Origin of the sequence: Streptosporangium sp. NPDC049046 (assembly GCF_040649155.1) — a bacterium.
Classification (GTDB): Bacteria; Actinomycetota; Actinomycetes; order Streptosporangiales; family Streptosporangiaceae; genus Streptosporangium.
In genome coordinates this window covers 1-18481 of the sequence record NZ_JBEZEZ010000009.1, presented here as the reverse complement: position 1 = coordinate 18481, position 18481 = coordinate 1, and the positions used below count along the sequence as shown (strand labels likewise).

At 71.1% G+C, this 18481-nt stretch carries 12 protein-coding genes and 1 pseudogene; 4 read left to right on the top strand and 9 right to left on the bottom strand.

Going from position 1 to position 18481, the window contains the following annotated elements; all coding sequences use genetic code 11:
* Window positions 1-138: 138 nt before the first annotated feature.
* The gene (locus AB0B96_RS14460; protein WP_362898796.1) at window positions 139-1617 is read right to left on the bottom strand and encodes a CYTH and CHAD domain-containing protein; all 1479 of its coding nucleotides are present in this window, start codon (window positions 1615-1617) and stop codon (window positions 139-141) included.
* Window positions 1618-1748: 131 nt separating this feature from the next.
* Window positions 1749-2513 (bottom strand): trans-aconitate 2-methyltransferase, encoded by a 765-nt coding sequence (locus tag AB0B96_RS14455; RefSeq protein WP_362898794.1) that lies wholly within the window; start codon window positions 2511-2513, stop codon window positions 1749-1751.
* A gap of 272 nt (window positions 2514-2785) precedes the next feature.
* On the opposite strand from AB0B96_RS14455, the gene AB0B96_RS14450 reads away from it, so the two are divergent.
* The gene (locus AB0B96_RS14450) at window positions 2786-3274 is read left to right on the top strand and encodes a MarR family transcriptional regulator (RefSeq protein WP_362899192.1); all 489 of its coding nucleotides are present in this window, start codon (window positions 2786-2788) and stop codon (window positions 3272-3274) included.
* A 229-nt stretch (window positions 3275-3503) separates the two neighbouring features.
* Here the strand turns inward: AB0B96_RS14450 and AB0B96_RS14445 are convergent, their stop codons facing one another.
* From AB0B96_RS14445 to rsmA, 3 genes are all read right to left on the bottom strand, one after another.
* Window positions 3504-5315 (bottom strand): ABC-F family ATP-binding cassette domain-containing protein, encoded by a 1812-nt coding sequence (locus tag AB0B96_RS14445; protein ID WP_362898792.1) that lies wholly within the window; start codon window positions 5313-5315, stop codon window positions 3504-3506.
* A 240-nt stretch (window positions 5316-5555) separates the two neighbouring features.
* Complete coding sequence (locus tag AB0B96_RS14440; RefSeq protein WP_362898790.1) at window positions 5556-6458, bottom strand: 4-(cytidine 5'-diphospho)-2-C-methyl-D-erythritol kinase; 903 nt, start codon at window positions 6456-6458, stop codon at window positions 5556-5558.
* Window positions 6459-6548: 90 nt separating this feature from the next.
* Window positions 6549-7433 (bottom strand): 16S rRNA (adenine(1518)-N(6)/adenine(1519)-N(6))-dimethyltransferase RsmA, encoded by an 885-nt coding sequence (gene rsmA / locus AB0B96_RS14435; protein WP_362898788.1) that lies wholly within the window; start codon window positions 7431-7433, stop codon window positions 6549-6551.
* A gap of 225 nt (window positions 7434-7658) precedes the next feature.
* On the opposite strand from rsmA, the gene AB0B96_RS14430 reads away from it, so the two are divergent.
* Window positions 7659-9653, top strand: a complete 1995-nt coding sequence (locus AB0B96_RS14430) for a protein kinase (protein WP_362898786.1) — start codon at window positions 7659-7661, stop codon at window positions 9651-9653.
* On the top strand, window positions 9650-11071 hold the full coding sequence (locus AB0B96_RS14425) for an FG-GAP-like repeat-containing protein (protein ID WP_362898784.1): 1422 nt from the start codon (window positions 9650-9652) through the stop codon (window positions 11069-11071). The genes AB0B96_RS14430 and AB0B96_RS14425 overlap by 4 nt, the downstream gene beginning before the upstream one ends.
* Window positions 11072-11287: 216 nt before the next feature.
* Here AB0B96_RS14425 and AB0B96_RS14420 read toward each other — a convergent pair whose 3' ends face one another.
* From AB0B96_RS14420 to AB0B96_RS14410, 3 genes are all read right to left on the bottom strand, one after another.
* Complete coding sequence (locus tag AB0B96_RS14420) at window positions 11288-12148, bottom strand: TatD family hydrolase (protein WP_362898782.1); 861 nt, start codon at window positions 12146-12148, stop codon at window positions 11288-11290.
* A 311-nt stretch (window positions 12149-12459) separates the two neighbouring features.
* Window positions 12460-14241 carry a methionine--tRNA ligase gene (gene metG / locus AB0B96_RS14415; protein WP_350950206.1) on the bottom strand — a complete coding sequence of 594 codons (1782 nt, stop codon included), beginning with the start codon at window positions 14239-14241 and terminating at the stop codon, window positions 12460-12462.
* A gap of 316 nt (window positions 14242-14557) precedes the next feature.
* A complete protein-coding gene (locus AB0B96_RS14410; RefSeq protein WP_350950205.1) occupies window positions 14558-15826 on the bottom strand; it encodes a glycosyltransferase in 1269 nt (422 codons plus the stop codon).
* A 194-nt stretch (window positions 15827-16020) separates the two neighbouring features.
* Here AB0B96_RS14410 and AB0B96_RS14405 point away from each other — a divergent pair, with 194 nt between their 5' ends.
* Window positions 16021-17694: a hypothetical protein gene (locus AB0B96_RS14405; protein WP_362898779.1), complete on the top strand. Its 1674-nt coding sequence runs from the start codon at window positions 16021-16023 to the stop codon at window positions 17692-17694.
* Here AB0B96_RS14405 and AB0B96_RS14400 read toward each other — a convergent pair.
* Window positions 17642-18481, bottom strand: a pseudogene (locus tag AB0B96_RS14400) (phospholipid carrier-dependent glycosyltransferase); the annotation flags it as partial. The gene AB0B96_RS14405 and the pseudogene AB0B96_RS14400 overlap by 53 nt on opposite strands.

Genomic DNA, 18481 nt, shown 5'->3' with positions numbered 1-18481 from the left:
TCGGCGTCCCTCCGTGAAGGACACGTCGGCCGTCCCGCCGTGAAGGATCTCGTGCCGCCGGAGCATGGGGGACCTCGTGCCGCCGGAGCTCGCCGTGACCGAGACGCCGGGTGGGGTCGTCCCCGTTCGGCCGTCCCTTCAGAGGATTTTCGCGACGGCGACCCTGGTCTTCTCCCAGATCCGGGGGAACTCCTCCCACGCGCGCGCGGCCGCGGCCCGCTCCACGCCGGTCAGCACGCCGTAGGTGAACGTGTCCTCCCCGACCAGGCGGGCGTTTCCGGCCTCGGCCGCGAGCCGCTCCTGCGCGACGACGCCGTCCATGTGGTTGCCCAGCACCTCCTGGACGTCCTCCGCCCGCTTGGCCAGCTTCCTCATGCCGATCACCTCGGCGGTGTAGCGGGCCCGTTTGGCCGCCTTGCGCACCTCGTGCATCGCGACCTCGCGCTCGGACTCGTCCTCGACGGCCTGGGCGGTGTCGTAGATCCTGGTGACCCGGCGCCAGCTCTTGGCGGCGACGACCTCCAGGGTGTCGGCGGGCTTCTTCGCGGCCTTGGTGAGCACCGGGGTGCCTGTCAGGTCGTCGAGGGCGTCGAGCAGGGCGAAGTAGCGCTCCCCGCCCATGATGTCCCTGATCCGGTCGAGGGCCTCGTGCTCGTCGTCCAGCAGGTCGGAGCTGAGCCTCGCCCGCACCGGGCCCACGATCAGCGCGTCGTCCAGGCTGTCGAGCCGGCGCGCGAACCGCTCACGGATGACCTCCAGATCACGTGCCTCACCGAGGACCGCGCCGAGCCACTTGAGCTCCTTCCTGAGGTCGTCGGTCCCCTCGACGACCGTCTTGAACGACTTCAGCGCGCTGCGGAGCCGCCGGGCGGCGACGCGCATCTGGTGTACGGCGTCCTCCTCCGCCTTCCTGACCCGGGGGTCCTGGGCGAGCAGCGCGCCGACCTGGGAGGTGAGGTAGTCGAGGACGACCTCGCCCGCCGACCCGGGAGCGGTCTCGGCGCGCGGATGCTCCGAGACCGCTCCGGCGCCGCCGAGCAGGCGCGCGAGCTTGCTCGCCGAGTCGGCGGGGACGGCCCCGGCCTTGCCCAGCCGCTTGCCGACCTTCTTCAGGAGCTTCTCCTCCCCCTGGAGCAGCTCCGCCTCCACCTCGCGCCAGCGCTCGACGTGGGGTTCGTCACCGAACACGGTGCCCTTGACCCGGTCGTCGGCGATCTCGACCAGCCCCACCCCGGCACCGTTGACCAGGGTGGTGACGGAGCGGCGGGTGTCCAGCTCGGCGATGGGCGCGAGCGGGGCGCCCCGGGTGTAGGCGAGCACGAGGTCCGCCAGCTCGGCCGGGACGATCTTGGCGCTCCGGGTCAGCGGGTGGGTGATCTCCTGCCGGACGCCCTTGGCCTTGGGAAGTTTGAGGTGCCAGCCGGGATCGGTGCCACCCCTGCGCCTGCGCAGGGTGATCCCCCGCGCGGCGAGCCTCAGATCGGGCGTGTCGAAGTAGAGGGCGACCAGCTGGTGGGTTTTCGGCCCCACCACCCCTGTCGAACCCGGCAGGCCGGTAAGGTCCGGCAGCCGGTAGTCCACCGGCACGTCGAACTTGTCCTCGATCTCTATTCCCACAGGTCATCCCCAGATTTGCCCAGATATCTACCGTCTCTTCGCAGTATTTATTGATGCCCTGTTATCCGTCCAGGAACCCCGGCCAGTGCCGTGACCAGGACGCCACCGCTGTCCGGGCTACATTCCAACGATCACTTCTGAGCGACCGCGAAGATCCGGCGGAAGGGGAAGACCGTGCCGTACGGCTCGGGCGGGTAGGCCTCGCGGAGGGCGGCGGCGCAGTCGGCGAGGAAGGCGGTGGCCTCGGCGGGATACAGACGGTCGAGCATGGGGCGCAGGGCGGTGCCGGTGATCCAGGTGAGCACGGCGTCGTCACCGGGCAGGACGTGCAGGTAGGTGGTCTCCCAGGCGTCCACCCGGCAGCCGAGGCCGGTGAGCAGGCCGAGGTAGGCGGCCGGGTCGTCGACCGGGGAGGGCCTGGCCAGGTCGCCCAGCCGGTCGCGCCACGTGGTGCGGCACAGCTCGCGGATCAGGGTGTGGCTGGGGGCGTCGAAGTTGCCGGGGACCTGGAAGGCGAGCCGGCCGCCGGGGGCGAGGGCCTCCACCCAGCGCGGCAGCAGTTCGCGGTGCTCAGGCACCCACTGCAGGACGGCGTTGGACACGATCACGTCGACCGGGCGCTCGGGGCGCCACGTCGTGACGTCGTCGACGGAGAAGCTCAGCGAACCGCCCGCGGGGGCCTTCTCGATCATGGCGGGCGAGGAGTCGAACCCGTGGACGCGGGCGTCCGGCCACCGCCTGGCGAGCTCGGCGGTGAGCTCACCGGTGCCGCAGCCCGCGTCGACCACGTAACCGGGGCGCTCCACGGCTATCCTGGAAACAAGATCGAAGAACGGTCGCGAGCGCTCGTCGGCGTAGCGACCGTAGACCAGGGGATCCCACATATCTCTCGACATCAAGACAAGTGATATCCGGCAAGATATCTCGATGTCAAGACAGATAGACTCGCGCCATGACCCAGCACCACTCGGACCACGGCTCCGGGCGTCCCTCCGCCGCGAAGGACAAGACCGTCGCGGCCGACGCGGCCGCCGGGGATCCCGACCAGGACCCCGACAGGAACCTCGCCCGGGATCCCTACAAGGACCTCGGCCAGGATCCCACCCCGGACTCCGGCCGAAACCTTGACCGAGACCTCGGTCAGGATCCCGAGAAGGACGAGGTCGACCTGCTGGTCGCCGCCTGGCGCCAGGAACGCCCCGACCTCGACGTGGAACCGCTCCAGGTGCTCAGCCGGGTCTCCCGGCTCGCCCGCCACCTCGACCGCGCCCGCCGGGCCTCCTTCGCGGAGCACGACCTGGAGACCTGGGAGTTCGACGTGCTCACCGCCCTGCGCCGGGCCGGGGAGCCGTACGAGATGAGTCCGGGAGCCCTGCTCCGCGCGACGCTGGTGACGTCGGGGACGATGACCAACCGGATCGACCGCCTGGCCGCGGCCGGGCTGGTCAAGCGGCGCCCCGACCCCGAGGACCGGCGCGGCGTCCTGGTCTCCCTGACCGACGCCGGACGGACGCGGGTGGACGGAGCCTTCGCCGACCTGCTGCGCCGCGAGCGCGATCTCCTGTCGAGCCTGGGAAAACGCGAACAGCAGGCCCTCGCGGACCTGCTGCGCACGCTACTCATCCCCTTCGACACCACCGACACCGGAGTGCGTTGACAGTTCATGCCCTCCGGTGAAGATCCAAACCTGGGCCTTCCGCATTCCTGGACGGATCCAGAGACCCACGCCCGACCATCCGGACAGCCGAGCCCCCGTCTCATCGGATCCGGAACCACGCCCGATCACCCGGGCGGCCGGCCCCGCCGAGGACACGACCGCCCCGCCCCGTCGGAGCGGCGACATGCCTGATCAGGCGATCCGCCCCACCCCGTGGCGAGGAGCGCGCCTAATCGCCCAGGCGGTCGGCGAGCTCCAGCCACTCGCCCTCGATCGACTCCTTCTCCGCGAGGATCTCCTTCAGCTGCGCGTCGAGCGAGGCGAGCCGCTCGTAGTCGGCGGCGGCGTCGGCCATGGACGCGTGCAGCTTCGCCTCGCGGCCACTCAGCTTGTCGAGCTGGCGCTCCATCCTGGAGAGCTCCTTGCGGAGGTCGCGCTCGTCCTTCGCCGACAGGCCGGGAGCCGTCTCCTTCGCGCCGGTGGACGAGGTCGCCGAGGCCGTACCCGACACCGCGCCGGAGGCCGCTCGCGCGGACAGGGCCGCCCCCGAGGCCCGGCGGGCCAGGTATTCGTCCACGCCGCCGGGGAGCATCGAGAGCTTGTGGTCGCCGAGCAGGGCGACGGTCCTGTCGGTGACCCGCTCCAGGAAGTAGCGGTCGTGGCTGACCAGGATCAGCGTGCCCGGCCAGCCGTCGAGCAGGTCCTCCAGCTCGTTGAGCGTCTCGATGTCGAGGTCGTTGGTCGGCTCGTCCAGCAGCAGCACGTTGGGGTCGTCCATGAGGAGGCGGAGCAGCTGCAGGCGGCGGCGCTCGCCACCGGACAGGTCGCCGACGACCTTCCACTGCGCGTCGCCCTTGAAGCCGAGGCGCTCAAGCAACTGGGAGGCGGTCCACTCCTTCTTACCGACCTGGATGAACTTGCGGACCTCCTCGACGGTCTCCAGCACCCTGCGCGCGGGGTCGAGCTCGCCCAGCTCCTGCGACAGGTGCGCCAGGCGGACCGTCTTGCCGCGTACGAGCCTGCCCGAGTCGGGGTGCACGGTGCCGGCGAGCAGGCGGAGCAGCGACGACTTGCCCGACCCGTTCACGCCGATCAGACCGATCCGGTCGCCGGGACCGAACTGCCAGGTCGTGTGGTCGAGGACCATCGGGCCCTGGCCGGGGCCTCCGGCGTGCAGGGTGACGTCCTCAAGGTCGTAGACCGTACGGCCCAGCCGGGCGGCGGCGAACTTGACCAGCTCGACGCTCTCCCTGGCGGGAGGCTCGTCGGCGATCAGCGCCTGGGCGGCGTCGATGCGGAACTTGGGCTTTGAGGTGCGCGCGGGCGGGCCCCGGCGGAGCCAGGCGATCTCCTTGCGCATCAGGTTCTGGCGACGGGCCTCGGCGGAGGCGGCGATCCGGGCGCGCTCGGCCTTGGCCAGCACGTACGCGGCGTAACCGCCCTCGTAGCGTTCGACCGCGCCGTCCACGACCTCCCACGTCCTGGTGGAGACCGCGTCCAGGAACCACCGGTCGTGGGTCACCACCACCAGCGCGGTCCTGCGGCCCGCCAGGTGCCTGGCGAGCCAGTCGATCGCCTCGATGTCGAGGTGGTTGGTGGGCTCGTCCAGGATGATCAGGTCGTGCTCGTCGATGAGCAGCTTGGCCAGGGCCGTACGGCGCCGCTCACCGCCCGACAGGCTGCCCGCGGGCGCCGTCAGGTCGATGTCGCCGAGCAGATTGGCGAGGATCTCGCGGATGCCCGCGTCACCCGCCCACTCGTGCTCGGACCTGTCGCCCAGGACGATCTCGCTCACCGAGCGCGCCGGGTCGAGGTCGTCGCCCTGCGACAGCGACCCCACCTGGAGCCCTCGGTTGTGGGTGACCCGTCCGCTGTTCGGCTTGAGATCGCCGGCTATCACCGAGATGAGGGTGGTCTTGCCGCCACCGTTGCGGCCGACCACGCCGATGCGGTCGCCCACCTCGATGCCGAGGGAGACGTCGCTGAGCAGGGGCTTGGGACCGTAGGAGTGGGAGACCGACTCAAGATTGACCAGATTCATCGCCAGACAAGCGTATCCGCTCCCAGCCGGCGCGACCCCCGCGGGGAAAACGGCTCCCGCCCGCACGGCCGTCGCGTAGGCCACGGTGACGGCGGCGTCGTCGGCGTCAGACGGCTCCCGCCCGCGCGACCGTCGCCGAGAGGCGGACCCTGCCCTCGGCTGCCCTCGGCTGCCCTCGGCTGCCCTCGGCTGTCGCGCCGCCTTCCTCGACGGTCACGCCGCCTCGGTGACCGGGGGCGGTTACACGATCACGGGGCCCGGGACGGGGCCGTGGGCGGTGATGACGTCGCGCGCCACCCCGGCGTCCTTCAGGGAGGCGGCCAGCTCACCCGCGTGGGACTCGGAACGGGCCAGGAAGGCGCAGGTGGGCCCCGAACCGGAGACCAGCGAGCCGAGGGCGCCGTGCTCGCGGCCGGCCTCCAGGGTGCGGGCCAGGGATCCGCGCAGCATCACGGCGGCGGGCTGCAGGTCGTTGCGGAGCTCCGCGCCGAGGGTCTCCGCGTCCCCCTCACGGAGCGCGGCGAGCAGCGGCTCTGCGGCCCGGGGCCAGGCGACCCGCTCGCCGGTCGCCTCGCGGAGGCGGTCGCACTCGGCGTAGACCGTGGCCGTGGACAGGCCGCCGTCGGCGAGCGCGAACACCCAGTGGAAGTCGCCCTCGACCTTCAGCGGGGTGAGCCGCTCGCCCCTGCCGGTGCCGACGGCCGTACCGCCGAGCAGCGCGAACGGGACGTCGCTGCCGATGTCGGCGGCGATCTCCATCAGATCCTCGAGCGGCAGGCCGAGGCCCCACAGCTCGTTGCAGGCGACCAGGGCCGCCGCTGCGTCGGCGCTGCCGCCCGCCATGCCGCCCGCCACCGGGATCGACTTGCGGATGAGCAGGTTCACGCCGTACGAGCGGCCCGCGTGCCCGGCCAGCGCGAGGGCGGCCTTGATCGCGAGGTTCTCGCCGTCCTCGGGCACCTGGTCGGCGGACTCGCCCTCCACCCGGACGCTCATCCCCACCTTCGCGGTGGCCGTGACCTCGTCGAAGATCGAGACGGCGTGGAAGACGTTGACGAGGTCGTGGTAGCCGTCATCCCGCAGCGGCCCCACGGCGAGCTGCAGGTTGACCTTCGCGGGCACGCGGACGGTCACGGAGTCCATGTGCCCCCCTCAAGAGCTCGCTCACTGGTCACGACGTCAGATGGTAACGGGCTCCCTGCGCGGTGCACACGAACGGACCGGCGAATCACGTCACGCACCGCTCTCCACCCCGCCTTCCTGTCCGCTTTCCTTCGTACGGTGCTCGGCGATCCGCGCGAAGTCCTCGACGGTGAGCTGCTCGCCGCGTTCCGAGGGGTCGATCCCCGCGGCCCGCAGCGCCCGCTCGGCGGCGGAGGCCGTACCCGCCCACGAGGCGAGGGCGGCGCGCAGGGTCTTGCGGCGCTGGGCGAAGGCGGCGTCCACCACCGCGAAGACCTCCTCGCGGGTCGCCACGGTCGTGGGCGGCTCCCGCCTGACCATCGCGACCAGGCCGGAGTCGACGTTGGGGACCGGCCAGAAGACCGTGCGGCCGACGGGACCCGCCCGGCGGACGTCGGCGTACCAGGCGGCCTTGACCGAGGGGATGCCGTACACCTTGGAACCGGGGGCGGCGGCGAGCCGGTCGGCGACCTCGGCCTGCACCATGATCAGGACCTTGCTCAGCGACGGCTGCGTCTCCAGCAGGTGCAGCACCACCGGCACGGACACGTTGTAGGGGAGGTTCGCCACCAGCGCGGTCGGCCTCTCCGCGGGAAGGTCCGCGGGCAGGACGCGCATGGCGTCGGCGAGCACCACGGTGAGGCGGTCGGCGAGCTCGGGGGTGTGCTCGGCGACGGTGAGCGGCAGCTGAGCCGCGAGGACGGGGTCGATCTCCACGGCGATCACGCGGCGGACCTCGGGAAGCAGCGCGAGCGTGAGCGATCCCAGCCCCGGACCGACCTCGATGACGACGTCGTCCGGCTCAAGCCCGGCCACCCGCACGATCTTGCGGACCGTGCCCCCGTCGATCACGAAGTTCTGGCCGAGCTTCTTCGTGGGACGAATATTGAGCTTGTTCGCCAAAATACGTATTTCCGCTGGGCCGAGAAGGTTCATGCTGGTTCCCCGTACGCCCGCTCACGGCCGGCACCCATCGGCCCGCTGGGGTCTTTGGCTCGTTCGCCGCGATTACTCAAGGTTGTTCTCCCATGCCATCCGACCAGTTTCCCGCACAGAAGGCGATGCGAGGACGTTCGATGAAGCGCGAGAGGTTCCGTTGTGGATAACGTTGCCGTACGGGGGCCCGACGGTGAGAGAGGGAACCTGCCCGGTGAAGAGGACGTGAACCAGCCCGGTGTCGAAGGGCTGCGCCCCGCCGACCCCGAGCGGATCGGGAGTTACCGCCTGCTCGGACGTCTCGGCGAGGGCGGGATGGGAACCGTGTATCTGGCGCTGGCACCGACGGGACGGCCGGTCGCGCTCAAGGTGGTGAAGGCGGAGTTCGCGATCGAGGACGGCTTCGCGGCGAGGTTTCACACGGAGGTCGAGAACGCCCGCAGGGTGGCCTCGTTCTGCACCGCGCAGGTGCTGGACAACGGCAACGACGACGACGGCCGCCCCTACATGGTCACCGAGTACATCGCGGGCACGCCGCTGTCCCGCCAGATCATCGAGCACGGCGCCCTGGAGCAGGGAACCCTGCACGGCGTGGCCCTGGGGGTGGCGGCCGCTCTGGCCGCGATCCACGTCGCCGGTCTGGTACACCGGGACCTCAAGCCCGCCAACGTGATCCTGTCCATGTCGGGACCCCGCGTGATCGACTTCGGCATCGCCAGAGCCCTCGACTCCACGCACAGCTTCACCCGCTCGGGCGAGGTGCTCGGCAGCCCCGGCTGGTGGGCCCCCGAGCAGGTGCGCGGACTGGAGATCACCCCGGCCGCCGACGTCTTCGCCTGGGGCTGCATGGTCGCGTACGCGGGCAACGGCCGCCACCCCTACGGGCGGGGCGACATGATGACCATGGCGACCCGGCTGCTCACCACCCCACCCGACCTGGGCGCGCTTCCCGCCCCGCTGAACGACCTGGTCCGCCGCGCGACCGAGATGGACCCCTACCAGCGGCCCAGCGCCCAGGACCTGCTGATCGCCCTGGTCGGCGGCGGGATCGCGGCACCGTCCGCTCCCGCGCCCGTGCGGGCCGACCCGCCCACGCTGATCGCGACCGACCTGCTGAACGAGTCGTGGGAGCCGCCTTCCAACGTGGAACCCGACTCCACCCAGACCCTCAGCGCGCTGAACCTGGGGACGGGGTTCGCCGACCCGGCGACGGCACCGACTCCCATCCCCGGCCCGATTCCCGCCCGGCGTCCCGCGGACCCGTTCCCGGGATCGACCCCGTCCGCCCCCGGCGCGGCTTTCCCCTCGGCGCCCCCGGAGGGACCGGGAGCCTCGGCGTCCGGTCCGTTCACCGCGGCCGGTCCGTCCACGACACCACTGGACCCCGGGTCCCGGACGACACCGGCGCCCCGCACGGCGGCGACCGCGTCACCGGACTCCCGGACGGCACCGGAGTCGAATCCGCTCCCGTACCCCATGCGGACCGAGTCCACGACATCGCCGTCGCCCCCGTTCACCAGCCCGCTTCAGGCCCGGCCGTCCGGGCCGGAACCGGGCGCCGCACCGGACCGGACGCCGGGGCAGGCACCCGCCGTCGCCCTGCCCTCGTCGCCGCCGTCGCCCTCCACCGGCTTCCAGCCCCCACCGGAATCGGGCGAGCCGGACACCGGGCGGGCGGCCCCCCGGCGGCGCTGGTTGTTCGCCGGACTGGCCGTGCTCGCGGCGCTCGCCGTCACGGTCGTCGTCCTGCTGAACACCGGTGGGGGAAACGCGACCAACGGCGCGGGGCAGGCGTCGCAGGGCGCCACCGGCGAGACCGGTGACCTCGCAGGCACCGGCGACACCGACGTGGGCCGCATGATCACGACCGGCTCCCTCATCGAGGACCCGCAGCTGATCATCCCGCGGACCCCGACCTGCGGGCTCACCTCGTACCGGGGCGCCACCCCGGCGCGCGGCCGGTTCTGCACGATCCCGTTCACACTGATCAACACCGGTGGGGAGTCTGTGCAGCTCGACGGCACCCCGGTCACGCTGGTCGACGATCGCGGCGCGACGCACACCTCCGAGGAGACGTCGACGGCCGTGCCCGCCGCCCTGGCCCCCGGGGCGAAAGTGGACGGCGTCCTCGTCTTCGACCTGCCACCGGCCCGCAAGCCCGCGAAGCTGACCGGTGTGGTGATCAAGGGAGGCAGGAACATCGAGGTGAGGTTGTCGTGAGACTGCTGCTCCCCTTCGCGGCGACGGCCGCGATCGCGCTCGCCTCCACCGGGGCCGCCGAGGCGCTCACCGCGCCCGGCGGGATCCTCGCGACCGGATCCGCCGCCGCCTCGCCCGCCGACTGCGCCGGAGCGGGCGTGAGCGACTTCAACGGCGACGGCCTGGAGGACGTGGCGGTCGGCGATCCGTTCGCCAACCCCGGCGGGCTGGCCGGGGCGGGGGCCGCCCACGTGCTCTTCGGCCGGGGAGAGAGCGGGAAGGTCGTGACCGTCCCCGAGACGAAGGCCGGAGACGGCTTCGGGTGGTCGGTGCGGCTGGCCAAGATCGACGGTGACGGCTGCGCGGACCTGCTCGTCGGCGCCCCGTACGCGGACGTGGCGGGCGTCGAGGACGCGGGCGCGGTCTACGTGGTGTACGGCGGCCCAGGGGGCAGGACGGTCCGCCTGGTCGCTCCCAAGCCCGAGGCCGACGCCCACTTCGGCTGGTCCCTCACCTCCGGCGGGACGATGGTGGCGGTCGGGGCCCCGCACGAGGACGCCGACGGTACGGCCGACTCCGGCGCGGTCTACCTCTTCGACACCGCGACGCTCGGTACGGGCCGGCGGATCTCCCAGGAGACCGAGGGCGTGACGGGCAACGGCGAGGTCGGCGACATGTTCGGCTGGTCACTCGCGATCGGCAGGCTCGGCGGCGCCCTGGACGAGCCGGATCTCGCGGTCGGGGTGCCGTACGAGAACGACGACGGGGCGGGCCGCCAGGTCGACGCGGGTAAACGCGACTCGGGGTCGATCACGGTGATCTACGACGTGCGGGAGCCCAAGGACGAGTACGGGAGCAGGAAGTGGGACCTTCGTGAGGTGGCCAGGTCCGAGACGGGCGACCGGTTCGGCTACGCGATGGCCTACGCCGAGCGGGACGACGTCGGCTACCTCGCCGTGAGCGCACCGCTCGGCGACGGCGGGGCGGTGAAGAACTCCGGCCTCGTCCAGCTGTTCCAGTCATCGGGCACCCAGGCGATCACCCCTCTCGCCACCCTTCACCAGGGTTCGGAAGGGGCTCCGGGCGAGGGCTACGGATTCTCGCTCGCGTTCACCGGCGAGGGAGGCGGAGGGGAGGTCAGGCTCGCGGTCGGCGTACCCTTCGACGCCGACGGCCAGGGCGGCGTGCGTCTGATCACGATGGGCGAACAGGGGCCAGGCAGGCTGATCACCCAGAACGGGGCGGGTGACCACTTCGGCTGGTCGGTCGGGTTCAGCGGAAACAGGCTGGTCGCGGGAGCGCCCGACAGGGGAGGCGCGGGAGCGGTCGTCCTGCTGGGCCGCAACGACACCGAGGGAGTCCCGCTCTCGCCGGGCACCGGCGGGATTCCGGCCCTCGAAGGTGCCGCCTCCGTCGACTTCGGCGCCTCCGTGGGCTGAGACTCCCGGCTCGGACACCCCGCGAGCCGGAAGCTCGGGCCCGGCTCCGGCGGCCGGGAGGAACGGGCTCGGGGCCCGTGAGGACCCGGTGCGGACGGGTCCCGGACCCGCCCTCAGCTGGGAACGGACGGGTTCCGGACCCGCGAGGAAGAGCACAAGCCCCGGGCCGGGAAAGGGCAGGTTCCGGACCCGCTGTCGGCGGGGTCCGAGCCTTGGTCACCAGGAGCCGAAGACGGTCTCCCCGTTGGCGCTGACGGCGGTGGCCAGCTCGGCGAGGTCGGCCCCCTTCACCTCGGCGAGGCAGCGCAGCGTGAGCGGTATGAGGTAGGGAGCGTTGGGTTTGCCCCGGTGAGGGGTGGGCGGCAGATAGGGCGCGTCGGTCTCGACGAGGATCAGCTCTCGCGGTGCGACCCGCGCGGCCTCACGGAGGTAGGCCGCGTTCTTGTAGGTCACCGGACCGGAAAAAGACATGAAATATCCGGCATCGACGCACTGCTTCGCCATCCCGGCGTCACCGGAGAAGCTGTGGAACACCACGACCTCGGGAGCGCCCTCCTCGGCCAGCACCCGCAGCACGTCGTCGTGGGCCTCGCGATCGTGGATCACCAGGGCCTTGCCGGTCCGCTTGGCGATCTCGATGTGCGCGCGGAAGCTGGCGTGCTGGTCCTCCTTTGACGCCCAGTCTCGGTAGTAGTCGAGCCCGGTCTCCCCCACCGCCCTGACGTGCGGCAGGCGGGCCAGCCGCTCGATCTCGGCGAGGGTCTCCGGCGTCGAGGCGTGCGCCTCGTTGGGGTGGATGGCCACCCCGGCGTAGACGTCCGCGTGGAGGGCGGCCGTCTCGGCGTTCCAGCGCGAGGACGGCAGGTCGTAGCCGATGGTGACGAGCCGCGTCACGCCGACGGCGCGGGCCTCGTCGAGGATGCCCTCGACGCTCGCCCGAGCCGCCTGCGCGGCCTGGGCCACCGGGTCACCGGAGGACGCCTGGCGGTTGCCCACCATGATGTCCAGGTGGCAGTGGCTGTCGAACACCTCTGCTGGCAGGGGCTTGGGCGCGGCGGGAAGGCTCGGCGTGCTCACGGCGTCCAACCTACCGAGAAGCGGGCACGGCCCGCGCCCACCGAGCGGCCCGTACGGCCCTCGTCCCCCCGGAGGCGGCCTCGCACCGGCAGGGGCCGCCGCTGCCCGTACCGTACGGCCCTCGTCCACCCCGAGGCGACGGCCCGCGCCCGGAACCGGGCGCGGGCCGTGGACGTCCGGCGAACCACGCGCTTCACAACCGATCGCCGGACGTCCTGAGGGTCACACGCTTCACAGGGGTCACAGAACGTCCCGACAAGCCGCGGGACGTCCGGCGAACCACACGTTTCCCAGGAACCGCGAGACCCGTCCTACTCGCCCAGGCGGGCCAGCTCCTCTTCGACGATCTTCGGGTCGAGCTTGACGAAGAGCGGGGTCGGCGGGGCGAGCGGGGAGCCCACCCGGATCGGGGACGACTCCCAGCGCGCGGCGCCCTCGTAGGAGCCGGTGATGATCGGGTAGGTCCGGCCGTCGTCGTCGGTGACCTCGTGGATCTCCGGCATTCCCGACCAGACCCCGGTGCCGCCGAGCATCGCGTAGATCTTGTTGGAGGAGTTGGGCAGGACCGGGGTGAGCAGCGTCTTGGCGTCGTCCACGACCTGCAGGGCGACGTGCAGGATGGTCTTCACCCGCTCGGGGTTGTCCTTGATCTTCCAGGGCTCCTGTTCGGCCAGGTATCGGTTGGCCTCGCGGATGACCTCGAACGCCTCGTTCGTCGCGTTCTTGAAGCGGCAGTGCTGGAACTCGACGGCGACCTTCGGGAAGGCCTCGCGGCTGCGCTCCAGCATGGCGCGGTCGGCGTCGGTGAGATCGCCCGCCTCGGGGATGACCCCGAAGTTCTTGGCGGCCATCGAGATCGAGCGGTTCACCAGGTTGCCCCAGGCCGCCACCAGCTCGCCGTTGTTGCGGTTGAGGAACTCCGACCAGGTGAAGTCGGTGTCCTGGTTCTCCGGGCCCGCCACGGCGATGTAGTAGCGCAGCGCGTCGGCGTCGTAGCGCTCCAGGAAGTCGCGAACGTAGATGACCACCTGACGGGAGGAGGAGAACTTGCGCCCCTCCATCGTGAGGAACTCGCTGGAGACGACCTCGGAGGGGAGGTTCAGCGCGCCGAGCGCGCCCGGCTCGCCGTCGCGGGCACCCCGGCCGTTGTAGCCGAGCAGCATCGCCGGCCAGATCTCCGCGTGGAAGACGATGTTGTCCTTGCCCATGAAGTAGTAACTCAGGGCCTCGGGGTCCTGCCACCACCGGCGCCAGGCGTCGGGGTCGCCGGAGCGGCGGGCCCACTCGATGGACGCGCTGAGATAGCCGATCACCGCGTCGAACCAGACGTAGAGCCGCTTGTTGGTCTGGTCGCTCCACCCCTCCAGCGGGATCGGCACGCCCCAGTCGAGGTCGCGGCTGATCGCGCGGGGCTGCATGTCGCCGAGCATGTTGAGGGCGAACTTCAGCACGTTGGGCCGCCAGTCGCCCTCCTTGGAGCGCAGCCACGACGCCAGGACCTCGGCGAACGCGGGAAGGTCGAGCATGAAGTGCTCGGTCTCCACGAAGTCCGGCGTCTCACCGTTGACCTTGCTCACCGGGTTGATCAGCTGGATCGGGTCGAGCTGGTTGCCGCAGTTGTCGCACTGGTCGCCACGGGCGCTCTCGTAACCGCAGATCGGGCAGGTGCCCTCGATGTAGCGGTCGGGCAGGGTGCGCCCGGTGGAGGGCGAGATGGCGCCCATCGTGGTCTGGGGGAAGATATAGCCGTTGTCGTGGAGTCCCTTGAAGATCTGCTGGGTGACCGCGTAGTGGTTTTCCGTGGTGGTCCGGGTGAACAGGTCGTAGGAGAGCCCCAGCGCCTGGAGGTCCTCGACGATCACCCTGTTGTAGCGGTCGGCGAGCTCGCGGGCGGTGAGGCCCTCCTTGTCGGCCTGAACCTGGATCGGGGTGCCGTGCTCGTCGGTCCCGCTCACCATGAGGACCTTGTTGCCCGCCATCCGCTGGTAGCGGCTGAAGACGTCGGACGGCACGCCGAATCCGGAGACGTGCCCGATGTGGCGGGGGCCGTTGGCATAGGGCCAGGCGACCGCGGTCAGGATGTGCTGGGACATGGTGCAAGCCTAAGGGACGCGGCCGCGGTCCTTGGTGCCGTCATGCCTCTTGGAGGCCTCCGCTTTCCCGAAGTCGCCGCCGCCGCGGAGCCCGCGCTCTCCCGAACCGCCGTGACGTTCAAGGCAGCCGCTCTCCCGAACCGCCATGACGTCCGGGACGGCCGTTCTCCCGAATCGCCGTGACGTTCGAGGCAGCCGCTCCCCCGAACCGCCATGACGTGCGGGACGGCCGTTCTCCCGGGGCGCCGTGGCGTCCAGGACGGCCACGGCGGCACCGGCGCGGCCGGCCCTCAGCGGAGGCGTCGGCCGGTTCGGCTCAGGGCAGCCGCGGCGACACCGGGGTGGCACCCTCGGCCGGGGTGGTCGGTTCGCCCGCGGCGGCGCGGCTGACGGCCTCGGCGGCCTCCTCGGCGGCGGAGGCGGCCACGTCGATGGGCGTCTCCCTCGTACGGCGGATGCCCAGGATGCTGATGAACAGCGACGCGAAGATCGTCTGGAAGCTCACGATCAGCGCGGTGGCCGAGGGCACGACGATGCGCAGCGACTCCGAGGGGATCAGCGGGCCGAAGCTGCGCGTCTGCCAGTGGACCAGTGAGGCGACCAGGCCGCCCAGACCCCCCAGGGCGAGCAGGCCGCCGACGATCAGGCCCTTCTCCAGGCTCACGATGTCGACGAGCTTGCGCACCCTCCTGTCTTCGGGAAGGAAGCCCTCCTCCGCCGCGTACACCTTGGTGAACAGGGCGAACAGGGACGCCTGGAAGCCGATCACCACCATGGCCGAGGCGCCGACCAGGGTGTCGACGTCGAAGGCGAGCTTGCCGATGTAGACGGGGCCGAAGGTGAGGGCGGCGCCCGCGACCAGGCCGATCGTCATCATGACCAGGCCGGGGATGAAGAACAGCCAGCGCGGGCTGTAGAGCAGCAGGAAGCGCAGGTGGCGCCAGCCGTCGCGCCAGGAGCGCAGGTGCGGCGGGCGGGAGCGGCCGTCGGGCGACAGCGTGGTGGGCACCTCGCGCACGTCCAGCCCGGAAAGCGTCGAGCGGACCACCATCTCGCTGGCGAACTCCATGCCGCCGGTCTGCAGGCCGAGCTTGAGGATGGAGTCGCGCCGGAAGCCGCGCAGGCCGCAGTGGAAGTCGCCGATCGCGCTGGGGAAGAACAGCCGGCCGATGAAGGAGAGCACCGGGTTGCCCAGGTAGCGGTGCAGCGGGGGCATGGCGCCCGGCGCGATACCGCCCTTGAAGCGGTTGCCCATCACCAGGTCGGCACCGTCACGGAGCTGCTCGACGAACGGCAGCAGGGCGGTGAAGTCGTAGGAGTCGTCGGCGTCGCCCATGATGACGTAGCGACCGCGCGCCGCGCGGATCCCCCCCATCAGCGCGTTGCCGTACCCCTTCGCGTCGACGTGCACGACGCGGGCCCCGGCCTCCCGGGCGAGTTGCTGTGAGCCGTCCGTGCTGCCGTTGTCGGCGATCAGGACTTCCCCGTCGATTCCGTGCTCCCGCATGCAGGCGAGCGCCTTGCGTACGCAGGTCTCCACGGTCTCCGCCTCGTTCAAGCAAGGCATGACCACGGTCAGTTCCACGTCTCAACCCTTCACTCACGGCACAGGCCAATCTCACCATGATGCCCTCTGCAGTCCCCTGCCCGGGTCAACTCCCTGAAACGACTGGCATCCTGTAGTGCATGGTGACCGTCGCCGACCGCCCTAGCCCGGACGTGCCTCCGCCCGACCGGGTCGCTCGCCTATGGGCGTTTCTCTATCGGCATCGTGTCTTCGTGACCGCCCTGGCGCTGGCGTTCGTGCTGCGTGTGGTCACCATGCTCGGGTACGGCCCTGCCCAGTGGTTCAACGACTCCTACGAGTATGTCTCCGGGGCGGTGAACCCCGACCGTCCCAGTGCCCTGAGGCCGAACGGTTACTCCTTTCTGCTCCTGTTGATGCGGCCGCTGCAGAGTTTCGCGCTGGTGGCCTTCGTCCAGCACCTGATGGGCCTGGGCGTCGCGGTGCTGATCTACTCCCTGCTGCGGGTGAGGTTCGGGCTGCCCGGCTGGGGGGCGACGCTCGCCGCGGTGCCGGTGCTGTTCGACGCGTACCAGATCCAGCTCGAACACCTGATCATGTCCGACGCGATGTTCATGCTGCTCGTCGTGGGTGTGATCACGCTGGTGCTCTGGCACCGGCGGATGTCCTGGCGGCTCGGTGCGGTGGTCGGGCTGCTGCTCGCCCTCACCGCGCTCACCCGGTCGATCGGCCTGCCGATCCTCGTGCTGGTCGTGATCTACCTGATGGTGAAGCGCACGGCCTGGAAGACGATCGCGGCCATGGTGGTCGCGTGCGCGCTCCCCGTGACCGGATACATGGCCTGGTTCGCGTCCGCGCACGGCAACTTCGCGATGACCAACAGCGACGGCGCGATTCTCTACATGCGGACGGCGCTGTTCGCCGACTGCCGGAAAATGAAGGTCGATCCTCGCGAGGAGCTGGAGCTGGCGCTGCTGTGCATCAGCGCGCCGCCGGGCCAGCGCGGCTTCTCCGGCCAGAAATACCTCTGGTGGGCGCAGAACGGTCAGCGCTTCCACGCCTTCGGGGTGGGCAGCACGTTCACTCCCGAGACGAACAAGACCGCGGGCGCGTTCGCCCAGCGGGCCATCCTGTCCCAGCCGCTCGACTATCTCAGCCTGGTGGCCGGTGACTTCTTCCGCGCCTTCCACTGGGGCCGGCCGCGTTTCCCCGACTTCAACACCTACCGGCAGTACGAGTTCCTGCCGGAGAACAAGATCCTTCCCGCCTGGTCGTCGTACCGGGGCAGCACCGACACCGACGCGCAGAAGTACGATCCGGGCCTGCGGACCGCGCAGATCCAGGGCAAGCTGCGCGTGATCGGCACCGATGTCACCGATCCGTGGGCCGGTTTCCTGCAGGCGTACCAGCGGGTCGTCCGGCTGCCGGGCATCGTGCTCGGCGGGCTGCTCCTGGTCGGACTGGTCGGGGTGGCGGTGCGCTGGCGGAAGCTGGGCGGGCCGGTGCTGCTGCCGTGGCTCGCCTCGCTCGGCCTCATCCTGGCACCGGCGGCGACGGCCGAGTTCGACTACCGCTACCTGTTGCCCGCGGTTCCGCTGGCGTGCATGGCGGCGGCGATCTCGCTGCGCCACGGGTTCTCGGGACCCGTCACCGCCGCACCCGCCGCCGTCGCCCCCGGCAGCGTCACCCCCGACGGCGTCACATCCGGCGCCGCATCGGATGCCCTGGGCGACGCCACCACGGGCGGCGGTGTCACAGGCGGTGTCGCGAACGGTGTCACAGGCGACCCGGCCGAGAGCGGTCTCGGCACGGGCGGCCCGGTCACGATCATCCCCGATCCCGCCGCGTTGCCCGGTCCCGTCACACCTGATCCCGTCACACCCAGCTCCGGAACAGCATCCGCGTCCACCACTGGGAGTGCGAAATGAGCTCGGCGCTGAGCACCGGGTAGAGCCATCCGAAGTTGATCAGCGCGAGGAGCGTGAAGGCCCCGACGACCGCGGCCCCCACCGCCCTGCGGTTGGGCGCGGCGTCCGCCTTTCCGATGATCAGCCCGGCGGCCAGGGTGAGCGCGAGGATCATGAAGGGGACCATCGGGATCATGTAGAAGAGATACATGGTCCGGCCGTCGGCGACCGCCCAGTAGAACCAGGGGAGCCAGCCGGCGGCGTAGCCGACGAGCACGGCTCCGGCCCGCCAGTCGCGGGTGGCGACGTACCAGGCGATCATGGCGATGAGGGCGACCAGGCCCCCGTACCAGATGACCGGGGTGCCCACCCCGAGCACCGCCTCGGCGCAGCTGTCGGCGCCGCATCCGGTCTTGTCCGGCGGATAGTGGAACGCCACGGGGCGTAGCAGCAGCGGCCAGGTCCAGGGGTCGGATTCGTAGTTGTGCGGGGTCGCCAGGCCGGTGTGGAAGCCGAGCACCTGGAAGTGGTAGCTCAGCCAGGAGCGCAGCGAGTCGAAGACGAAGAAGGCCGGCCCGTGCGAGGTCGCCTGGACCCAGTTGCGGCCCCAGCCCAGCGGGGAGGCGAACCAGCCCGCCCACGAGACGACGTAGGTGACCGCGGGCAGCAGGCCCATCACCAGCACGACGCCGGTCAGATCCCGGTTCAGCGCTCCGGCGTACGGTCTGCGCAGGCCGATGGCTCGGCGGGCTCCGGCGTCCCACAGCAGTGACATGATCGCGAAGGCGATGAGGAAGAAGACGCCCGA

Bases quoted from the DNA above. Each gene is read 5' to 3' on its own strand.
- AB0B96_RS14440 (WP_362898790.1), bottom strand. From the start codon at position 6,458: ATGGACTCCGTGACCGTCCGCGTGCCCGCGAAGGTCAACCTGCAGCTC.
- metG (WP_350950206.1), bottom strand. From the start codon at position 14,241: ATGTCCCAGCACATCCTGACCGCGGTCGCCTGGCCCTATGCCAACGGC.
- rsmA (WP_362898788.1), bottom strand. From the start codon at position 7,433: ATGAACCTTCTCGGCCCAGCGGAAATACGTATTTTGGCGAACAAGCTC.
- AB0B96_RS14445 (WP_362898792.1), bottom strand. From the start codon at position 5,315: ATGAATCTGGTCAATCTTGAGTCGGTCTCCCACTCCTACGGTCCCAAG.
- AB0B96_RS14455 (WP_362898794.1), bottom strand. From the start codon at position 2,513: ATGTCGAGAGATATGTGGGATCCCCTGGTCTACGGTCGCTACGCCGAC.